Origin of the sequence: Cellulomonas soli (assembly GCF_052036975.1) — a bacterium.
Lineage (GTDB): Bacteria > Actinomycetota > Actinomycetes > Actinomycetales > Cellulomonadaceae > Cellulomonas > Cellulomonas soli_A.
This window is the reverse complement of sequence record NZ_JBQIAR010000003.1, coordinates 168,172-186,062: the sequence shown is the minus strand read 5'-3', so window position 1 is coordinate 186,062 and position 17,891 is coordinate 168,172. Positions and strand designations below refer to the sequence as shown.

Sequence of the window (17,891 nt, the reverse complement as noted above, 5' to 3'; positions counted from 1 at the left end):
ATGGCAGCTATCGAGCAGCGGGTGATGTCGAGCCCGAAGATCGGGGCGAAGATCGGCGGCGGGGGCGGGTCGTCCAAGCCGGAGCCGGAGCCGGAGCCGCCCGCGAAGAAGTCGAAGAAGAAGCTGATCATCATCGTCGCAGCGGTCGTCGTGGTGCTGGCCGCCGCGGCCGCCTGGTACCTGCTGATGGGTCCGGGCAAGGCCTCCGGTGCGGAAGGTGCCGCACCGGCGCCCGAGCCGACCGCCGAGGCGGGTGCCGTGCTGCCCGTCGAGCCCATCAGCATCAACCTGGCCGACGGCCACTACCTGCGCATCGGCCTGGGCCTGCAGCTGACGGCCGACGTCGGCGAGGAGACGCCCGACCCGTCGGTCGCCCTCGACCTGGCGATCTCCCTGTTCTCCGGGCGTACCGTCGCCGAGGTCTCCGACCCCGCGCAGCGTGACGCCCTCAAGACCGAGCTGGCCCACCAGCTGTCCGAGGCGTACGAGGGCGAGGTGATGGACGTCTACCTGACGAACTACGTCACGCAGTAGCCCACCTGGGCTCAGGGCACACAGGCCGGTTGCCCACCGGCGAGTCGGGGCGCCACGGAGGGCGCCGCACCGCTCCGCACGCAGGGGTGTCCCACGAGGGGACGCCGCGGAGAGAAGTTCTCGCACCCGGTTGCTCACAACCTCGGCGCGCCCGCCGATGGGCTGCCTGTGACGGTCCAGGAGACAGCCCGACCCCGCCGGGGCTCGCGGAGCAGTGCCGGTGCGGAGAGCACCGAGCCTGAGCTCTACGACTTCCGGCGCCCGCTGACGCTCGCGCGCGAGCACGCGCGCCTGCTCGAGATGGCCTTCGAGCGGTTCGCCCGGCAGTGGGGCACCCAGATGACCGCGCGGCTGCGCGTGCTGTCCCACACGACGCTCGACCAGCTGACGCTGATGCCGTACGACGAGTACGTCTCGACGCTCCCGACGCCCACCGCGATGGTGCTGTGCACGGTCGAGCAGAACCGCCAGACGGCCGTGCTGCAGCTGCCCGTCGGTGCCGCCATGGTGTGGATCGACTACCTGTTCGGCGGGGCCGGCCGCGGCGACGACCGCGAGGGCCGCGAGCTCACCGAGATCGAGTTCACCTTGGTCAAGGACCTGCTGCAGCACACCCTCGGCGACCTGGGCTACGCGTTCGCGCAGATCACCCCGCTCGAGGTGACGGTGCGCTCGGTGCAGTACAACCCGCAGTTCGTGCAGGCCGTGCCCGCCGGTGACGCGGTGCTCGTCGCCCAGTTCACGGTGCGCACCGCCGAGCGGGAGGACACCGCCACGTTCATGCTGCCCGCCGAGCTGCTGCTCACCGCGGTGCGCGCCTCCGAGGGTGGTGACGGCCGGTCCGAGGAGGACCGTCGGGCCGCGCTGGCCGCCCAGGCCGACCTGGAGAAGGCCGTCCAGGAGGTCCCGGTGCCGGTGGCGGTGCGGTTCACGCCCATCACCGTCCACCCCCGCGACGTGGTCGACCTGCAGGTCGGCGACGTGCTTCCCCTGTCCCACCCGTCGAGCCGTCCGCTGGACGTGGTGGTCGACGGGGTCGTGCTCGCCCGTGCCGCCGCCGGCAGCCACGGGTCCCGGCTCGCCTGCCAGGTCGTCACCGTCGAGGAGATCCACTGATGAACACCACGCTCGCCACGGCAGAGCTCGCGGCGCGGGCCGCGCAGGCCGCCGCCGTCCTCGTGCCCTCGACGGTGCCGCTGACCGCGGTGCCGGCCGCGGGCGAGGTGCCCGCGTCGGACGCCGTGGCCATCGTCGCCTCGTTCGTCGGCTCGCCCAGCGCCGAGCTGGCCATCATCGCCGGTGACGCGGTCACCGATGCGATCGCCGCGGGCCAGGAGGCCGGTGCGGCGCTGGGGCCGGCCGAGGCGCTGCGTCCCGCGCTGGAGGCCGCCACCCACGAGCTGGGTGCCGGGGTGCTGGACACCGCGCGCACCGAGACGACCGCGGACGTGATCGGCGCGGACACCGAGCTGTTCGCGCTGCAGCACGAGGGCGTCACGCTCGCCTGGTTCGCGGTGCGGCTGCGCGGCCCGCAGGTCACCCGCCCAACCGCCAACCACGTGCCTTCGCAGCGCGCCAGCATGCGCGTGCTCTACGACGTCGAGATGACCCTCACCGCCGAGATCGGCCGGACCCGGCTGCCCGTGCGCCAGGTGCTGGACCTGACGCCCGGCGCGATCCTCGAGCTGGACCGCACCGCGGGCAGCCCCGCGGACATCATGGTCAACGGTCGGCTGATCGCCCGCGGCGAGGTCGTCGTCGTCGACGAGGACTACGGCGTGCGGATCACCGAGATCGTCGCCGGCACGGAGTCGGTCGGCTGATGGAGGGGCCGCTGCTCGTGCTGCGTGTGCTGCTCGCACTCGTCTGCGTCATCGGGATCATCTGGTACGCCGGTCGGCGGCTGGGTGGCCAGACGCAGGCGCGGCGTGCCTCGCACGAGCCGAGCGTGCGGCTGGTCGGTCGTCAGACCATCGGCCGGCACAACGGCGTGGCCGTGGTGGCCGTCGGTACCCGCCGGATGCTCGTCGGCTACGGCGACACGCAGGTGACGATGCTCGCCGAGCTCGACCCGGTCGAGGAGGAGGCACCGGTCGCGGCGCCGGCGGCCGTGCTGCCGCGCCCGCGGCGCACCCCTGTACCCACGGCATCCCCGAGCACCACGCCCGTGTCCTCGACGGCCGTCGACTCGCCCCTGGACGCCCCGATGCCCGACGTCGAGCTGCGCGAGCCTGCGCTCGTGGGTGCCGTCGTGCCCCGCACCGCAGGTCCGACCTCCGCGCTGCACGGCTCGCTGCTCGCGCCGACGACGTGGCGCCAGACCTGGCAGGCCCTGCAGGAACGCACGGTGCGCCGGTGAACCTGCTGACCCTGGGCGTGGCCCTGCTGCCGTACGCCCCCGTGGACCCCACGGCGCCCACCGCGCCCGGCGCGCCCGCCCTGGGCGAGTCGGTGACCGTGGGCCTCAACGGCGTCAACGGCACGCCGTCCAGCTCGATCGTGGTGCTGCTGGCCATCACGGTGCTGTCCGTGGCGCCGTCGCTGCTGATCATGATGACGAGCTTCACCAAGATCTTCGTCGTCCTGACGATCACCCGGAACGCGCTCGGCCTCCAGGGTGTGCCGCCCAACCAGGTGCTGGCCGGGCTCGCCCTGTTCCTGTCGCTGTTCATCATGGGACCGGTGCTGTCCGACGTGAACGACACCGGGGTGCAGCCCTACCTGGCGGGCGAGCTGACGTTCTCCCAGGCGGTCGACGTCGGCAAGGCGCCGCTGCAGGACTTCATGCTGGAGCACACGCGCGAGTCGGACCTGGCGCTGATCACGCGGGCCGCCGAGCTGGAGAACCCGCAGTCGCCCGAGGACGTGCCGTTCACGACGCTCGTGCCGGCGTTCATGCTCTCCGAGCTGCGGGCCGCGTTCATCATGGGCTTCGTCATCTTCGTGCCGTTCCTGGTCATCGACCTGGTGGTCTCGGCGTCGCTGATGTCGATGGGCATGATGATGCTGCCGCCGACGATGGTGTCGTTGCCGTTCAAGCTGCTGCTGTTCGTGCTCGTCGACGGCTGGGGCATGGTCCTCACCTCGCTCGTCGGCTCCTACGCGGGCGGCGGGTGATCGCGCATGGACACCACCGCCGTCCTCGACATCGGCATGGACGCCCTGATCCTGGCCGCCAAGCTCTCTGCACCCGTGCTGGTCACCGCGCTGGTCGTCGGCTTCATCGTCTCGCTGGTGCAGTCCGTGACCCAGATCCAGGAGGTCACGCTCTCCTTCGTGCCCAAGGCCATCGCGGCGGCGATCGCCCTCATGGTCGCCGGGCACTGGATGATCGCCGAGCTGGTCACGTTCACGCAGGAGCTGATGGCGCGCATCCCGGCCCTGGTCGGGGGCTGACGTGGACCCCGTCGCGGTCACGCTGCCCCTGGCGGAGCTGGAGACGACGATGCTCGCCGGCGTGCGCATGGCCGCGTTCCTGGTCATCGCCCCGCCGTTCGCCCACCGGGCGATCCCCGGCGCCGTCAAGGTCGTCCTGGCGATCGGCCTTGCCCTCGCCGTCGGACCGCGGCTCGAGGCGCTGCCCTCGGACACCACACCGGTGTTCGTCGGCGCGCTCGTGCTGCAGGCCGCGATCGGTGCCGGTCTGGGGTTCCTGGTCGCGCTGGTCTTCGACGCGATCCAGTCGGCCGGGGCGCTGATCGACGTGTTCGGCGGGTTCCAGATGGGTCAGGCGTTCGACCCGATGAGCATGACCAACGGTGCGCAGTTCGCGCGGCTGTACCAGATGACGGCCCTGACCCTGCTGTTCGCCTCGAACGCCTACCAGCTGGTCCTGGCCGGCCTGGTGCGCACCTTCGACGCGTTGCCGCTGGGTGTCGGGCTCGACATGCCCGCGTTCTCCTCGACGCTCGTGGAGAGCACCACCCAGATGTTCGTCGCGGCCCTGCAGATCGCCGGGCCGCTGCTGGTCGTGCTGTTCCTCGCCGATGTCGGCCTGGGCCTGCTGACCCGGGTGGCACCGGCGCTCAACGCTTTCGCGATGGGCTTCCCGCTGAAGATCTTGCTCACCCTGACGTTCGGCTCGTTCGCCTACCTGGCGCTGCCGCACGTGGTGGAGACCCTGACCGGGCGTTCGCTCGGGGCGATGCTGGGGGTGCTGCCGTGAGCGACGGCCAGGAGCGCAACCAGAAGGCCAGCCCGCAGCGCATGAAGGACGTGCGACGCAAGGGCGGCCTGTCCACGTCGCAGGACCTGTCCGCCTGGGTGGGTCTGGGCGTCGCGATGCTCATGCTCCCCGGGGTCATCTCGCGCGCCCGGAGCGCCGCCGTCGGGCAGCTGGCGACCGTGCGTGACGTGGCCCTCGACCCGGCCTCCGTGAGCGTCACCCAGGTGCTCGGCGACGGCCTGCGCTCGATCGTGCCGACGTTGGCCCCCCTGCTGGCGGTCGTCGCGCTGGCCGCCGTGGCGGTCGCGGCCGCGCAGGGCGGCATCCACGTGCGCAAGCTCAAGCTGCACGTGGAGCACCTGAACCCCACGGCCGGCGCCAAGAAGCTGTTCGGCCCGCAGGCGTGGTGGCAGGGCGTCAAGACGTTGCTGAAGACCGGTGTGGTCGCGCTCGTGCTGCTGGTCGTCGTGCAGGGCCTGGTGCCCGTGCTGACCGTGTCGGGGCGCCTGCCGTTGCAGCAGCTGCTCGACACGGCCGCCGGCGGCACCGCGAGCCTGCTGCGGTTCGGCATCGTGGCCGGTCTGCTGCTCGGCGTGGCCGACCTCGTCGTGGTCATGAAGCGCAACCGCAAGCAGACCCGCATGACCTTGCGCGAGGTCAAGGAGGAGCACAAGAAGTCCGAGGGCGACCCGCAGGTCAAGGGCGCGATCCGGGCCAAGCAGATGGCCATGAGCCGCAACCGCATGATGGCCGCGGTCGCGCAGGCCGACGTGGTCCTGGTCAACCCCACGCACGTGGCCGTCGCACTGCGCTACGAACCCGGCTCCGGCGCCCCGAAGGTCGTCGCCAAGGGCTCCGGGGCGCTCGCGGCCCGCATCCGCGCCGAGGCCACCGAGCACCAGGTGCCGATGGTCGAGGACATCCCCCTGGCCCGCGCGCTGCACGCGGCGTGCGAGGTGGGCCAGGAGATCCCCGAGCACCTGTTCACCGCTGTGGCCCGCGTGCTCGCGTTCGTCATGGCCCTGCGCCGACGCGGCGCCAGCACCGGCCAGCACCGGGTCCCCGGCGGCACCGCGCTGCCCGCCGAGGCCCCCACCGACCACCGTGCCGCCGCACGTGAGGCCAAGCGCCGCGCCCGCGCCGCCCGTGCCGCACGCCGCGCGCCGGCCATCCGCACCACACCCGTGACGACCCCGCTCGACCCGACGGAGGCCCGCCCGTGAAGAACCGGCCGATCGCCCAGATGGCAGTGCCCGCCGGCGTCGTCGGCATCGTGCTGCTGCTGGTCATCCCGCTGCCCTCGCAGATGCTCGACGTGCTGCTCGCCGTGAACATCACCGCCTCGCTGGTGATCCTCATGACCAGCATGTACGTCAAGCGACCGCTCGACTTCTCGATCTTCCCCTCGCTGATCCTGGTGTTCACGCTGTTCCGGCTCGGCCTGAACGTGGCCTCCACCCGGCTCGTGCTGCGTGACGGGTTCGCGGGCGAGGTGATCGACGCGTTCGGGCACTTCGTGGTCGGCGGGTCGCTGGTCATCGGCCTGGTGATCTTCCTGATCCTGGTCGTCATCCAGTTCGTGGTCATCACCAACGGCGCCGGCCGTGTCGCCGAGGTCGGCGCCCGGTTCACCCTCGACGCGATGCCCGGCAAGCAGATGGCCATCGACGCCGACCTCAACTCGGGTCTCATCGACGAGGACACCGCCCGCAAGCGCCGCTCCGACGTGGCCGCCGAGGCCGACTTCTACGGCGCCATGGACGGTGGGTCGAAGTTCGTCAAGGGCGACGCGATCGCCGGCATCATCATCACCGTCATCAACCTCATCGGCGGCTTCGTCATCGGCATGCTGCAGATGGGCCTGACCGCGCAGGAGTCGCTGGAGAAGTTCAGCCTGATGACCATCGGCGACGGCCTGGTCACGCAGATCCCCGCGCTGCTGCTGTCGGTGTCCACCGGCATCGTCGTCACCCGCGCCACGGCCGAGGGCGACATGGGCACGGCGGCCGCCACCCAGCTGCTGCAGTCCAAGCAGGCCCTGTACATCGCCGGTGGGGGAGCTATCGCGCTGGCGCTGCTGCCCGGTATGCCGAAGCTGCCGTTCCTGCTGGTCGGCTGCGGTCTGCTGGTCCTGGCCCAGCGGGTGCGGGCCTCGCAGGCGCGTGAGGAGGAGGCCGCGCTCGCGGCCGCAGCCAGCCCCACCGTGGCCGCCGGCGGCACCCCGGCCGACACCCCCGAGCAGCTCATCGAGCAGATGCGCGTGCACACCCTCGAGGTGCTGCTCGCCCCCGACCTGGTCGACCTGGTCGGCCAGGGCCCCGAGGCGGACCTGCTGGCCCGTGTGCGCGGCCTGCGCCGCAAGATCGCCCTCGAGCTGGGCATCGTCGTGCCGCCCGTGCGCACCCGCGACAGCGTCGACCTGCCGCGCTCCACCTACGTGGTGCGCATCGCCGGCGTCGAGGTCGGCCGCGGCGAGGCCCCCGGCGGGCGCGTGCTGGCCCTCGGCGACGACCTGGCCTCGCTGCCCGGCACGCTGGTCACCGAGCCCGTGTTCGGGCTGCCCGGCAAGTGGGTGCCCGCCGAGCTGCGGCACGCCGCCGAGCTGACCGGTGCCACGGTCGTCGACCGCGTGTCGGTGCTCATCACGCACCTGGGTTCGCTCATCACGCAGAACGCCGGCCGCCTGCTCGGCCGGGAGGACGTGCGGATGCTCACCGAGGCGCTCAAGCGGGTCAACCCCTCGGTCGTCGAGGAGCTCGTGCCCAGCCTGCTCACGCTGGGGGAGGTGCAGCGCGTGCTGCAGGGCCTGCTCGCCGAGGAGGTCCCCATCCGCGACCTGGCCCGCATCTACGAGGCGCTGTCGTTGCGCGCCCGCACCTCGACCGACCCCGAGGGGCTCGTGGAGGCCGCCCGTGCCGCGCTCGGCCCGGCGCTGGCCCAGCCGCACGTGCAGGACGGTGCGCTGCGCGTCGTCACGCTGGAGCCCGTGCTCGAGCACCAGCTGCTCGAGCAGCTGCGCCCGGGGGAGGGCGGCTCGCACCTGCTCGTCGAGCCCGGGGTCCTGGACGCGATCCTCAACCAGCTGCGTCAGGTCGTCGCGACCGCCGAGAGCGACGGCCGGCCCGTCGTGCTGGCCTGCGCGCCCGCGATCCGGCCCGCGCTGCGCCGCCTGGTCTCGCTCGGCCTGCCCCGCCTGCCGGTCCTGGCCTACGGTGAGGTCACCGGCACGGGGGTCACCATCGAGACCGCAGGGGTGGTGAGCAGTGGCCACGCGATTGCTGCTTGAGGGCGCCGACCTGACCGAGCTGCTCGCGCACGTGCGCGACGAGTACGGCCACGGCACCAAGGTGGTCCGTGCCGAGCGCATCCGCTCCGGCGGGTTCGCCGGGTTCTTCGCCAAGGAGCGGTACGAGCTGACCGTCGACGTCCCCGAGACGCCCCCGCCGCTGACGCTCACGGCCCGTCGACGGGCCGCGGCCGGCCTCGACGGGCTGCTGGCCGCCGCGGACGCCGCCGACGTGCTGCCCGACGGCACACCCGCCGGGTCCCTCGACCTCGGGACGTCCACGCTCGCGGAGTCCTCCTCGGGCGGTGACCAGGCCCCGGGCGGTGAGCTGCCCGCCGCCGGACCGCGCGTGTCGACCGGCGGTGCCGAGTTCGCCTCCGTGCTCGACCTGGTGCGGTCCATGGCGGGCGCCCCGGCGCCGGCCGACATCGAGGTGCCCGCACCGTTCGAGCCGATGGCCCCACCGTCCGCGCGGCCCACCCGACGGGTGGGGGACACCGGTGACGCCGCCGCCGACGAGGCAGGCGCCGACGAGGTGAACGCCGACGACTCCGGCCCGGACGGGGTCGCCACAGGCACACGCGAGACGCGCCCCGGCAGCACGGACACGGCACCGGCTGCACCGGACCGCCAGTCAGCGGCCGACGAGGGCGCCCTGCGCGACGACCTGCACCGGCTCGGCGTGCCCGACCGGCTGCTCGAGGGCAGCCCCCTCACGGTGCCCGCCGTCGTCGCCCGCATCCCCGTGGTCACCGCACCCTCGCGCGCCCCGGGCACCGTGGTCGTGGTCGTCGGCACGGGCGCCGACGTCGACGCCGTCGCCCCGGTGCTCGCCGATCGGCTGAGGTGCGCCCCGGACGCCGTCGTGCGTGCCGGGACCGTCGGCAGCCGACCCGACGACCTGCCGGCGGACGCCCGCCCGCGCGGTTCCGCCGGCCGCCCCGGTGCGCCGCTCGCCTCGCCGCAGGCCGTCGCCCGGTGGCGCCGTACCGCCGACGAGGCCCCGCACGCCTGGGTCGTCGCGCTCGCGGTGGGCCCCACGCAGGCCGACCGCACGGCCGCCGCCGGTCTGCTGCGAGGGCTGCGCGGCGACACCGTGTGGGCCGTGGTCGACGCCCGCACCAAGGCCGCCGACGTGCGCCGGTGGACCGACGAGGTGGCTGCCCAGCGGCCCGAGCGCACCGTCGACGCGGTGGCCGTGCGGGGGCTGTTCGACACGGCGGAGCCCGGCACGGTGCTCGACCTGGGGGTGCCGGTCGCCTGGATGGACGGTGTGCCGGCCACGTCGTTGGCGTGGGCCTCCGTGCTGTCCGCGAGCCTGGCGGGCGCCGCCGTGCCCGACGCCGGCTGGGGCTGACCGGCCCGCCGTCGCCGTCTACCGCCCGTCCGGGCGGTAAGGTCGCCGCATGCTCGTGCTCAGCCGTCGTGTCGGGGAACGTCTCGTCATCGGCGACGGGATCGTCCTCACGGTGATCGAGGTCCGGGGCGACGGCGTCCGACTGGGCATCGACGCCCCCCGTGACGTGCGCGTGCACCGGGCCGAGGTGCTCGAGGCCGTGCAGGCCGCGAACGCCGAGTCCGCCACGAACGACGACGCCGAGGCCGCGGCGACCGCAGCCGCCCTGCGTCGACTGGTCCCGCCGGCAGCGGGCCTCACCCCCGAGGACCCCTCAGCAACATCCTCCGACGACCGATGAGGTCGTTCGCCGGGACACACGGTCCACGGCGGTCGGGAGGAAGCCGTGGAGGACGTCGACGAGATCGTCCGTGAGTTCCTGGTCGAGAGTCACGAGAACCTCGACCAGCTGGACCGCGACCTGGTCGCACTCGAGGAGTCGCCGGGATCGCGCCCGCTGCTGAGCAGCATCTTCCGGACGATCCACACCATCAAGGGGACCAGCGGGTTCCTCGCGTTCGGCAAGCTCGAGAAGGTCACCCACATCGGGGAGAACCTGCTCGTGGAGCTGCGGGACGGACGCCGCCAGATGGACCAGCGCACGACGGACGTGCTGCTGCTCCTGACGGACACGGTGCGCGAGATCCTGCAGGCCATCGAGGTCGACGGCACCGAGGGGGCCGTGTCGGTGGATGCCTGCATGGCGGCCCTGGAAGCCGTGCGGGCCGAGGTGCCGGGCGACGAGCCCGCCGCCGAGCCCCCCGCCGCGCCCGCACCGGTCGACGTCGCACCGGCGACGCCCGCACCGGTCGAGCCCGCCGCCGAGCCGGCTGAGCCCGCTCAGCCCGTGGCCGAGGCCCAACCCCCCCAGCCCGCACCCGTCGCCGAGGCGCCCGTCCAGGACGCACCGGCCCCCGCCGTCGAGGAGGTGGTCCCGGTGGTCGCAGAGCAGCCCGCACCGGTACCCACACCCGCCGCGCCCGCTGTGGCGGCCCCCGCCGCCGCCGGGCCCGTGCTGCCTGCCCAGGGCCGTCCGCCCGTCGTGGAGCAGGCCCCCGTCGAGGAGGTCGGCACCCTGCGCGGTGCCGCCGACACCTCGATCCGTGTCGACGTCGACCTGCTCGACGCGCTCATGCGTCAGGTCGGCGAGCTGGTGCTGGCCCGCAACCAGATCAGCCGGCTGGCCACGGGCACCGAGGACGTCGACCTGGCCCGCTCCGCGCAGCGCCTCAACCTCATCGCCGGTGAGCTGCAGGAGGGCGTCATGAAGACGCGCATGCAGCCCATCGAGCACGTGTGGTCGAAGATGCCGCGCATCGTGCGTGACCTGGCCGCCGCCTGCCACCGCGAGGTGCAGCTGGAGATGACCGGTGGTGACACCGAGCTCGACCGGGGTCTGCTCGAGGCCGTCAAGGACCCGCTGACGCACCTGGTGCGCAACGCGGTCGACCACGGCATCGAGCCGGCCGACGAGCGCACCGCGGCGGGCAAGCCCGCCAAGGGCCTGCTGAGCCTGCGTGCGTACCACGCGGGCGGTCAGGTGGTCGTGGAGGTCGCCGACGACGGTCGTGGCATCGACACCGACAAGGTCTCCGCCAAGGCCCTGCAGCGTGGTCTGCGGACTGCCGAGCAGCTGGCCGCGGCCAGCCAGGCCGAGCTGCTCCAGCTGCTGTTCCTGCCGGGCTTCTCCACCGCCGAGGCCGTCACGAACGTCTCCGGACGTGGCGTCGGCATGGACGTGGTCCGCACCAAGATCGAGGGCATCGGCGGGAACGTCGACGTCGAGTCGGTCGTGGGTGTCGGCACGGTCTGGCGGCTGCGCATCCCGCTGACGCTGGCGATCATGCCGGCGCTCACCGTGGAGTGCTCCGGTGACATGTACGCGGTGCCGCAGGTCAACCTGCTCGAGCTCGTCGCTCTCGACGGGCAGGGGCAGCGCGCCGGGTCGGGCATCGAGTACGTGCACGCCGCACCGGTGTACCGGCTGCGCGGTGAGCTGCTCCCGCTGGTCTCGCTCGCGTCGGTGCTGCAGCTCGACGGTGCCGGCAGCGGCGACGCGGTGCCCGACCAGCCGGCCGTGATCGCGGTCGTGCAGGCCGACCACCAGCGCTTCGGCCTGCTGGTCGACCGGGTGCTGAACACCGAGGAGATCGTCGTCAAGCCACTCTCGGCCCGGTTGAAGTCCATCGGGGCGTACTCCGGGGCGACGGTGCTCGGTGACGGCCGCGTCGCGCTGATCCTCGACGTGCAGGCCCTGGCCCGCCGGGCGATGGTCGGCGAGATCGACGGCATGACCCGCGACCAGGCCCGCGCGCAGGCTCAGACCACCCGTGCCACCGAGGTCGAGCAGGTGCTCGTCGTGGGCATCGGCGGCGGCCGTCGGGTCGCGATGCCGCTGGCGTCCGTGGCCCGCCTGGAGCACGTGGAGGCCACGCAGGTCGAGCTGGTCGGTGGGCGCGAGGTCGTGCAGTACCGCGGCACGATCCTGCCGCTGGCCCGGCTTGACCGGATCCTCGGGGCGTACGGCTCCGAGCAGTCCGACGAGCTGCTGGTCGTGGTCTACAGCCGCGGCGGGCGCAGCGTCGGCATGGTCGTGCACGAGATCGTCGACATCGTCGACGACGACGCCGGGCGGCACTCCGACATCGAGGACGCGGGCCTGGTCGGCTCGACGGTCCTCGGTGACCGGGTCACCGAGCTGCTCGACGTGCGCACGGCGATCCTCGCGGCGGATGCCGCGTTCTACGACGACCCGGCCGTCGACGATGGTCTGGTCGCCCACTCCGACCTGGTGGGAGCGAACCGATGAGCCAGTACGTGACGTTCACGCTGGACGGCAGCCTGTACGGGATCGACGTGCTGCGTGTGCAGGAGGCCCTGCGCTCGCACACCCGCACCCGTGTGCCGCTTTCCCCCGACACGGTGGCCGGTCTGGTCAACCTGCGTGGCCAGGTCGTCCTCACCGTCGACCTGCGCACGCGCCTGGGCCTGGCCCGTCGCGCCGACGCCGAGCCGATGATGGTCGTGGTGCAGGTGGCCGGCGAGCCGGTGAGCCTGCTGGTCGACGAGATCGGCGACGTCGTCGACGTGGGCCCGGAGACCTTCGAGGCGCCGCCCGAGACGCTCGCGTCGGGGATGCGCTCGCTGGTGCTGGGCGCGCACAAGCGCGAGGAGGGTCTGCTGCTGATCCTCGACGTGGATCAGGCCGCCGCGGCCTGACCCCTCGGATGACCGGCCTGCCACGACGGTGGGTGGCCGGCGGTGCACGACCACGAGGCCCGTACCCCGCCCCCGGGGGTGCGGGCCTCGTGCCGTGCCCGTGGCCTGCGCCTGGGTACTTGGACCCAGGTGCAGGCCTTTCACCCGGTGGTTACCGGTGAGTCACACTCACGAGGTCCCCCGGATGGCCGATCGGACTTCTGTCGAGGCCACCGGGGTCTCGTCGGGAGGAGTCACCATGTCGTCTTCGACGATCGGCGCTGCGACGCCGTCGCTGCGAGCCTCGCGCCGACCGCGGTCGGCCTGGTTCGGCGACCGCGGTGTGCGCACCAAGATCCTGTCCCTCATGGCGCTCGCGGTGGTCCTGTCCGCTGGCGTCGGCACGTTCACGCTGATGCAGCTGAAGACGGTCGCCGACCAGACGCGTTCCATCGCGGACATCGTCAACGACATGCAGGCGCCGTTGCAGACCGTGCACCAGGGCCAGCTCAAGGGCCGCATGATCGCGGCGCAGATCGCCGCGGTCCGCTCGCCGGAGGCCGAGGAGGCGTGGGTCGCGGACCAGGCGGAGAACGACGCCGAGGTCGACGCCGCGATCGCCGCGTTCGAGGAGGCCGGCGGCACGATCGTCCAGCCGTGGGCCGACTTCGTCCCCGCGTACCAGGCGTGGCGCGAGGCTCGTGACTCCCAGCTGGTCCCGGCCGCGCTGGCGAACGACGTTCCCGAGTACGAGCGGGTGCTCGAGGAGGTCACGGAGCCGCTGAAGGACACGTACGTCGACGCGCTCGACGCGACGGCGGCGGACATCGACAACTACATCGACGGTGTGGGCACCCAGGCCGAAGCTCAGGCGTCCCGGGCGATCACCATCGTCGTGGTCGTGCTGGTGGCCTCCGCAGCGCTGCTCGCGCTGGTCGGCTGGGTCATCGCCCGGCAGATCCGTCGGGCGACCGACCGCGTGCAGCGCGCGCTGACCGCCATGGCGGACGGCGACCTGACGGTGCGCGCCGACGTGACCTCGGCCGACGAGCTGGGCCAGATGGCGGCGTCGCTGACCAGTGCGCAGGACGCGCTGCGGGCGACCCTGTCCGGTGTCGTGGAGACCGCGGCGTCGGTCGCGGCGGCGGCCGAGGAGCTCTCGGCGGCGTCGTCGCAGGTGTCGGCGGGTTCGGAGGAGACCTCGGCGCAGGCCGGTGTGGTCGCGGCGGCGGCCGAGCAGGTCAGCCGCAACGTGCAGGCGGTGGCTGCTGGTGCCGAGGAGATGGGCGCGTCGATCCGGGAGATCGCGCAGAACGCGACGGAGGCGGCGAAGGTCGCCGGGGCGGCCACGACCGTGGCGGCGTCGGCCAACGACCAGGTCGCCCGCCTGGGTGCCTCCAGCCAGGAGATCGGCAACGTCGTCAAGGTGATCACGTCCATCGCGGAGCAGACGAACCTGCTGGCGCTCAACGCCACGATCGAGGCGGCCCGCGCAGGCGAGGCCGGCAAGGGCTTCGCCGTGGTGGCCGGGGAGGTCAAGGACCTGGCCTCGGAGACGGCCAAGGCGACCGAGGACATCGCCCGCCGGGTCGAGGCCATCCAGGCCGACACCACCGGTGCGGTGGCCGCGATCGGGGAGATCGCCTCCATCATCGCCTCCATCAACGACTACCAGCTCACGATCGCCTCGGCGGTCGAGGAGCAGACGGCCACCACCAACGAGATGTCCCGCGGTGTGGCCGAGGCCGCCACCGGGTCCGGCGAGATCGCCGTCAACATCACGGGTGTCGCCTCCGCGGCGCACACGTCGTCGCAGGTGCTCGGTCAGATGGGCGGCTCGGTCTCCGAGCTGGCGCAGATGGCCGCCGACCTGCGCAGCCGGGTGGACGCCTTCACCTTCTGAGGCCCCAGCACCCGCAGGGACCAGCACGACGGCACGGCCACCCCGGTCAGCGGGGGGCCGTGCCGTCGTCGTTCAGGCGACCGTCGTGTACCGCACCTCGTGCAGCCCGACCGTGCCGGCCACCGGCAGCACCCCCACGACCCGCCCGGTGAACCCACCGGCCACCTCGGTCGACAGGTAGCGCCCGTCGAGGGCCGCCAGGCGCACGTAGCCGTCCGGCCCGTCGACCCCGAGCTCGATGTCGTCAGGCCCCTCCGGGAAGCCCTGCGGCCCGTCGGACGGGTCGGTGCTGCGCACGTGCAGCACCACCCGGTCCTCGCCCGGGGCGGCGACCTCGTGGACGACCTGCTCGAACGGGCCCACCTGGACGCGCACCCGCACACCGGTCGGGTCGGCCTCGAGGGCGTACCAGTGGCGCGAGTCCACTCGCACCACCAGACGGGCGGTGCCGGCGCTCACGTCGAGGACCGCCTGCACGTGCCAGCGCGGGTCGCGTGCCCGCACCGACAGCAGCCGCGGCTCCGGGCCCGGCTCGGCGGCGGCGTGCAGCAGCAGCGGGCCGTCGCCCTCGCGGCTGGTGAACGAGTCCGGGTGGGCCCCCGGGCACACCCACCGGGGGTGCAGCGGACCGGCGGGGAACGTCTCGACGAACGAGTGGTCCTGCGGTTCGACCGTGAACCGGTCCTCGACGAACACCGGCCATCCGTCCACCCAGTCGATGCCCGTGAGGAAGGTCTCCCGGCCGTTGACGTGGTACAGCGGCGTCCAGCCGGCCGTCCGCACCCCCAGGTGCACCGCGGCCCAGCTGCCGTCGGCCAGCTCCACCATGTCCGCGTGCCCGGTGCTCTGCACGGGCCACCCGGTGCTGCGGTGCGTCAGCACCGGGTTGGTGGGCGCACCCTCGAACGGGCCGGTGACGTGCCGCGAGCGCGCCACCGACGCGCAGTGCCCGCGCTCCGTGCCGCCCTCGGCGATCAGCAGGTACCACCAGTCGCCGACCCGGTACAGGTGCGGCGCCTCGGGGCTGGCCAGTCCGGTCCCGCTCCACAGCGAGCGCGGCTCGGTCAACGAGGCCCCCGTCGTGGTGTCCAGCTCGACCTGCAGGATCCGGCTGGCGCCGTCGGCGTACGCCGCCCATGTCAGGTAGCAGCGACCGTCCTCGTCCCACGCCAGGTCGGGGTCGATGCCCAGCAGGCCCGGGGTGCGCACCGGGTCGGACCATCCCTGACGGGGGTCGGTGGTGGTGACGATCAGGTGCCCGAGCCCGTCGCCGGCCGAGACGTCGGTGGTGATCAGCCAGAACCGCCCGTCGTGGTGCCGCAGGGTCGGGGCGTAGACACCGCGGTTGCTCACCAGGCCCGCGGTGGGCAGCTGGGTGGGTCGCTCGAGCGCGTTGCCGACCTGCTCCCAGTGCACCAGGTCGCGGCTGTGGAACACCGGGACCCCGGGCACGTACTCGAACGACGACGTCGCGAGCCAGTAGTCGTCGCCGACCCGGCAGATGGTCGGGTCGGGGTGGAACCCGGCGATGACGGGGTGCTCGTTCATGCTCTCCCTCGGGGTGGCGGTCGGCCGCGACGATGCGGTGGCGACGGGTGATACGGGTGGCGGCCGGCCGTGCAGCGGTGACGGCCGCGCGCACGTCACAGTCAACCGCACCGCTGCGACCTGCGGTTCCACCCGGCAGGACGCTCGCGGTGCACGCAACCGCGTGATTCCGGTCAGTGAGCGGGCTGGGCGGCCGATGGGAAGGGCGCATACCCCCACACGTCTTGGAGCCCGCCTGTGTCGTCTGCCGCACCGCCCACCGCCCGCCGCCGCTTCGTCGACCGCCCCATCGGGGTCCGGATCGGGGTGGCGGTCGGCCTGCTCGCGCTGGTCGCCTCCGTGATGGGGGTCCTCGGCATCGTGGTCTCCCGCTCGTTGAGCGAGGGTCAGCAGCAGATGTACGACGAGTCCGTCGACCCGCTGGTCGCCCTCGCCGACATGCAGCGCGACGTGCAGGGCAGCCGGGTGCGGGCGAACGTGCTGGCGTTCGCGAACCCGCAGGACCGGGCCGACCTGGTCGCCGAGCTCGACGAGCGCGGTGCACATCTGATCGAGCAGGCCCAGGAGTACGCGGGGCAGGCGCTGACGGCTGACATGCAGGGGCCGTTCGTCGACGAGCTCACGGCGTTCCACGACGCGATCGACGACGAGTGGATGACCGCGATCCTGGCCTCCGAGAGCGGACAGGACGTCGACCTGCACGCGCTGTACGAGAGCACGCTGTACGCGCACGCCGACGCGGCGCTCGACATCCTCACCGCCGAGGGCGACGCGCGTGCCGCGCACGCCACCGAGCTCAACGACGCGGGCACGCGACAGGCCGCGAACCTGCAGCGCCTGCTGGTCATCGCCCTGCTGGTCGGTCTGGCGCTCGGCGGCTTCCTCGCGGTGCGCGTCGTGCGCTCGGTGGTGCGGACGGTCGCCGTGGTCGGGGAGAGCCTGGAGGCGCTCGCCGCCGGTGACCTCACCCGCCCGCCGGCCGTGGACACCCAGGACGAGCTCGGCCGCATGGCCGCCTCGCTCACCCGCGCGCTCGAGTGGTTGCGGCAGACCATGACCTCGGTCGGCGCCACCGCCGAGACCGTCGCCTCCGCCGCCGAGGAGCTCTCCGCCGGGTCGACGCAGGTCGCCGCCGGGTCGGAGGAGACCTCGGCGCAGGCGGGTGTCGTCGCCGCGGCCGCCGAGCAGGTCTCCCGGAACGTCGAGGCCGTCTCCACCGGTGCGGAGCAGATGGGGGCCTCGATCCGTGAGATCGCGCAGAACGCGACCGAGGCCACCCGGGTCGCCGCGCAGGCGGTGAGCTACTCGCAGACGACCGCGGACACCGTGAACGAGCTCGGGGCGTCCGCGCAGGAGATCGGCGCGGTCGTGAAGGTCATCACGTCCATCGCGGAGCAGACGAACCTGCTGGCGCTGAACGCGACCATCGAGGCCGCGCGCGCCGGTGAGGCGGGCAAGGGGTTCGCGGTCGTGGCCGGTGAGGTCAAGGAGCTCGCGCAGGAGTCCGCGCGGGCGGCCGAGGACATCGGGGCCCGCATCGCCAAGAACCAGGCGCAGACCGCCACGGCTGTCGCGGCGATCGGGGAGATCTCCCAGATCATCGCCTCGATCAACGACTACCAGCTGACCATCGCGTCGGCCGTCGAGGAGCAGACGGCCACGACGAACGAGATGAGCCGGAGCGTGACCGAGGCCGCCTCGGGCGCCCGCGAGATCGCAGAGAACATCGTCGGCGTCGCCACCGCCGCCGGCGCGACCAGTGCGGTCACCACCCAGATGACCGTATCCACCGCAGAGCTGGCCCGGCTCGCCGTCGACGTACGCGGCGCCGTCGGGCAGTTCACCTACTGACACCCGACGA

General features: G+C 73.0%; 16 protein-coding genes. 15 read left to right on the top strand and 1 reads right to left on the bottom strand.

Annotated features, from left to right (window positions below):
* The 14 genes from ACTHAM_RS04760 to ACTHAM_RS04695 all read left to right on the top strand — a co-directional run bounded on the left by ACTHAM_RS04760 (position 1) and on the right by ACTHAM_RS04695 (position 14,482).
* Complete coding sequence (locus ACTHAM_RS04760; protein WP_440684884.1) at positions 1 to 534, top strand: flagellar basal body-associated FliL family protein; 534 nt, start codon at positions 1 to 3, stop codon at positions 532 to 534.
* Between the two features lie 168 nt (positions 535 to 702).
* Positions 703 to 1,650 carry a flagellar motor switch protein FliM gene (locus ACTHAM_RS04755; protein WP_440684882.1) on the top strand — a complete coding sequence of 316 codons (948 nt, stop codon included), beginning with the start codon at positions 703 to 705 and terminating at the stop codon, positions 1,648 to 1,650.
* On the top strand, positions 1,650 to 2,357 hold the full coding sequence (gene fliN / locus ACTHAM_RS04750; protein ID WP_440684880.1) for a flagellar motor switch protein FliN: 708 nt from the start codon (positions 1,650 to 1,652) through the stop codon (positions 2,355 to 2,357). Before ACTHAM_RS04755 ends, fliN begins: the two co-directional genes overlap by 1 nt.
* The gene (locus ACTHAM_RS04745) at positions 2,357 to 2,893 is read left to right on the top strand and encodes a flagellar biosynthetic protein FliO (RefSeq protein WP_440684878.1); all 537 of its coding nucleotides are present in this window, start codon (positions 2,357 to 2,359) and stop codon (positions 2,891 to 2,893) included. Before fliN ends, ACTHAM_RS04745 begins: the two co-directional genes overlap by 1 nt.
* Positions 2,890 to 3,651, top strand: coding sequence for a flagellar type III secretion system pore protein FliP (gene fliP, locus ACTHAM_RS04740; RefSeq protein ID WP_440684876.1), 762 nt, complete (start codon positions 2,890 to 2,892; stop codon positions 3,649 to 3,651). Before ACTHAM_RS04745 ends, fliP begins: the two co-directional genes overlap by 4 nt.
* Before the next feature lie 6 nt (positions 3,652 to 3,657).
* On the top strand, positions 3,658 to 3,930 hold the full coding sequence (gene fliQ, locus ACTHAM_RS04735; RefSeq protein ID WP_440684874.1) for a flagellar biosynthesis protein FliQ: 273 nt from the start codon (positions 3,658 to 3,660) through the stop codon (positions 3,928 to 3,930).
* A 1-nt stretch (position 3,931) separates the two neighbouring features.
* Positions 3,932 to 4,699, top strand: a complete 768-nt coding sequence (locus ACTHAM_RS04730; protein WP_440684872.1) for a flagellar biosynthetic protein FliR — start codon at positions 3,932 to 3,934, stop codon at positions 4,697 to 4,699.
* The gene (locus tag ACTHAM_RS04725; RefSeq protein ID WP_440684870.1) at positions 4,696 to 5,922 is read left to right on the top strand and encodes an EscU/YscU/HrcU family type III secretion system export apparatus switch protein; all 1,227 of its coding nucleotides are present in this window, start codon (positions 4,696 to 4,698) and stop codon (positions 5,920 to 5,922) included. Before ACTHAM_RS04730 ends, ACTHAM_RS04725 begins: the two co-directional genes overlap by 4 nt.
* Positions 5,919 to 7,985 (top strand): flagellar biosynthesis protein FlhA, encoded by a 2,067-nt coding sequence (locus ACTHAM_RS04720; protein WP_440684868.1) that lies wholly within the window; start codon positions 5,919 to 5,921, stop codon positions 7,983 to 7,985. Before ACTHAM_RS04725 ends, ACTHAM_RS04720 begins: the two co-directional genes overlap by 4 nt.
* A complete protein-coding gene (locus tag ACTHAM_RS04715) occupies positions 7,963 to 9,342 on the top strand; it encodes a hypothetical protein (RefSeq protein ID WP_440684866.1) in 1,380 nt (459 codons plus the stop codon). The genes ACTHAM_RS04720 and ACTHAM_RS04715 overlap by 23 nt, the downstream gene beginning before the upstream one ends.
* Before the next feature lie 49 nt (positions 9,343 to 9,391).
* Entirely contained in the window at positions 9,392 to 9,682 is a 291-nt protein-coding gene (csrA, locus tag ACTHAM_RS04710) for a carbon storage regulator CsrA (protein ID WP_440684864.1), read from the top strand.
* A gap of 45 nt (positions 9,683 to 9,727) precedes the next feature.
* Positions 9,728 to 12,190: a chemotaxis protein CheW gene (locus ACTHAM_RS04705; RefSeq protein WP_440684862.1), complete on the top strand. Its 2,463-nt coding sequence runs from the start codon at positions 9,728 to 9,730 to the stop codon at positions 12,188 to 12,190.
* Positions 12,187 to 12,600 carry a chemotaxis protein CheW gene (locus ACTHAM_RS04700; protein ID WP_440684860.1) on the top strand — a complete coding sequence of 138 codons (414 nt, stop codon included), beginning with the start codon at positions 12,187 to 12,189 and terminating at the stop codon, positions 12,598 to 12,600. The genes ACTHAM_RS04705 and ACTHAM_RS04700 overlap by 4 nt, the downstream gene beginning before the upstream one ends.
* A gap of 238 nt (positions 12,601 to 12,838) precedes the next feature.
* Positions 12,839 to 14,482: a methyl-accepting chemotaxis protein gene (locus ACTHAM_RS04695; protein WP_440684858.1), complete on the top strand. Its 1,644-nt coding sequence runs from the start codon at positions 12,839 to 12,841 to the stop codon at positions 14,480 to 14,482.
* A gap of 72 nt (positions 14,483 to 14,554) precedes the next feature.
* Here ACTHAM_RS04695 and ACTHAM_RS04690 read toward each other — a convergent pair whose 3' ends face one another.
* Positions 14,555 to 16,030 carry a family 43 glycosylhydrolase gene (locus ACTHAM_RS04690; protein ID WP_440684856.1) on the bottom strand — a complete coding sequence of 492 codons (1,476 nt, stop codon included), beginning with the start codon at positions 16,028 to 16,030 and terminating at the stop codon, positions 14,555 to 14,557.
* A 237-nt stretch (positions 16,031 to 16,267) separates the two neighbouring features.
* Here ACTHAM_RS04690 and ACTHAM_RS04685 point away from each other — a divergent pair, with 237 nt between their 5' ends.
* Entirely contained in the window at positions 16,268 to 17,881 is a 1,614-nt protein-coding gene (locus tag ACTHAM_RS04685; protein WP_440684854.1) for a methyl-accepting chemotaxis protein, read from the top strand.
* Positions 17,882 to 17,891: the final 10 nt, after the last annotated feature.

Bases quoted from the DNA above. Each gene is read 5' to 3' on its own strand.
- ACTHAM_RS04760 (WP_440684884.1), top strand. From the start codon at position 1: ATGGCAGCTATCGAGCAGCGGGTGATGTCGAGCCCGAAGATCGGGGCG.
- fliN (WP_440684880.1), top strand. From the start codon at position 1,650: ATGAACACCACGCTCGCCACGGCAGAGCTCGCGGCGCGGGCCGCGCAG.
- ACTHAM_RS04745 (WP_440684878.1), top strand. From the start codon at position 2,357: ATGGAGGGGCCGCTGCTCGTGCTGCGTGTGCTGCTCGCACTCGTCTGC.
- fliQ (WP_440684874.1), top strand. From the start codon at position 3,658: ATGGACACCACCGCCGTCCTCGACATCGGCATGGACGCCCTGATCCTG.
- csrA (WP_440684864.1), top strand. From the start codon at position 9,392: ATGCTCGTGCTCAGCCGTCGTGTCGGGGAACGTCTCGTCATCGGCGAC.
- ACTHAM_RS04700 (WP_440684860.1), top strand. From the start codon at position 12,187: ATGAGCCAGTACGTGACGTTCACGCTGGACGGCAGCCTGTACGGGATC.
- ACTHAM_RS04695 (WP_440684858.1), top strand. From the start codon at position 12,839: ATGTCGTCTTCGACGATCGGCGCTGCGACGCCGTCGCTGCGAGCCTCG.
- ACTHAM_RS04690 (WP_440684856.1), bottom strand. From the start codon at position 16,030: ATGAACGAGCACCCCGTCATCGCCGGGTTCCACCCCGACCCGACCATC.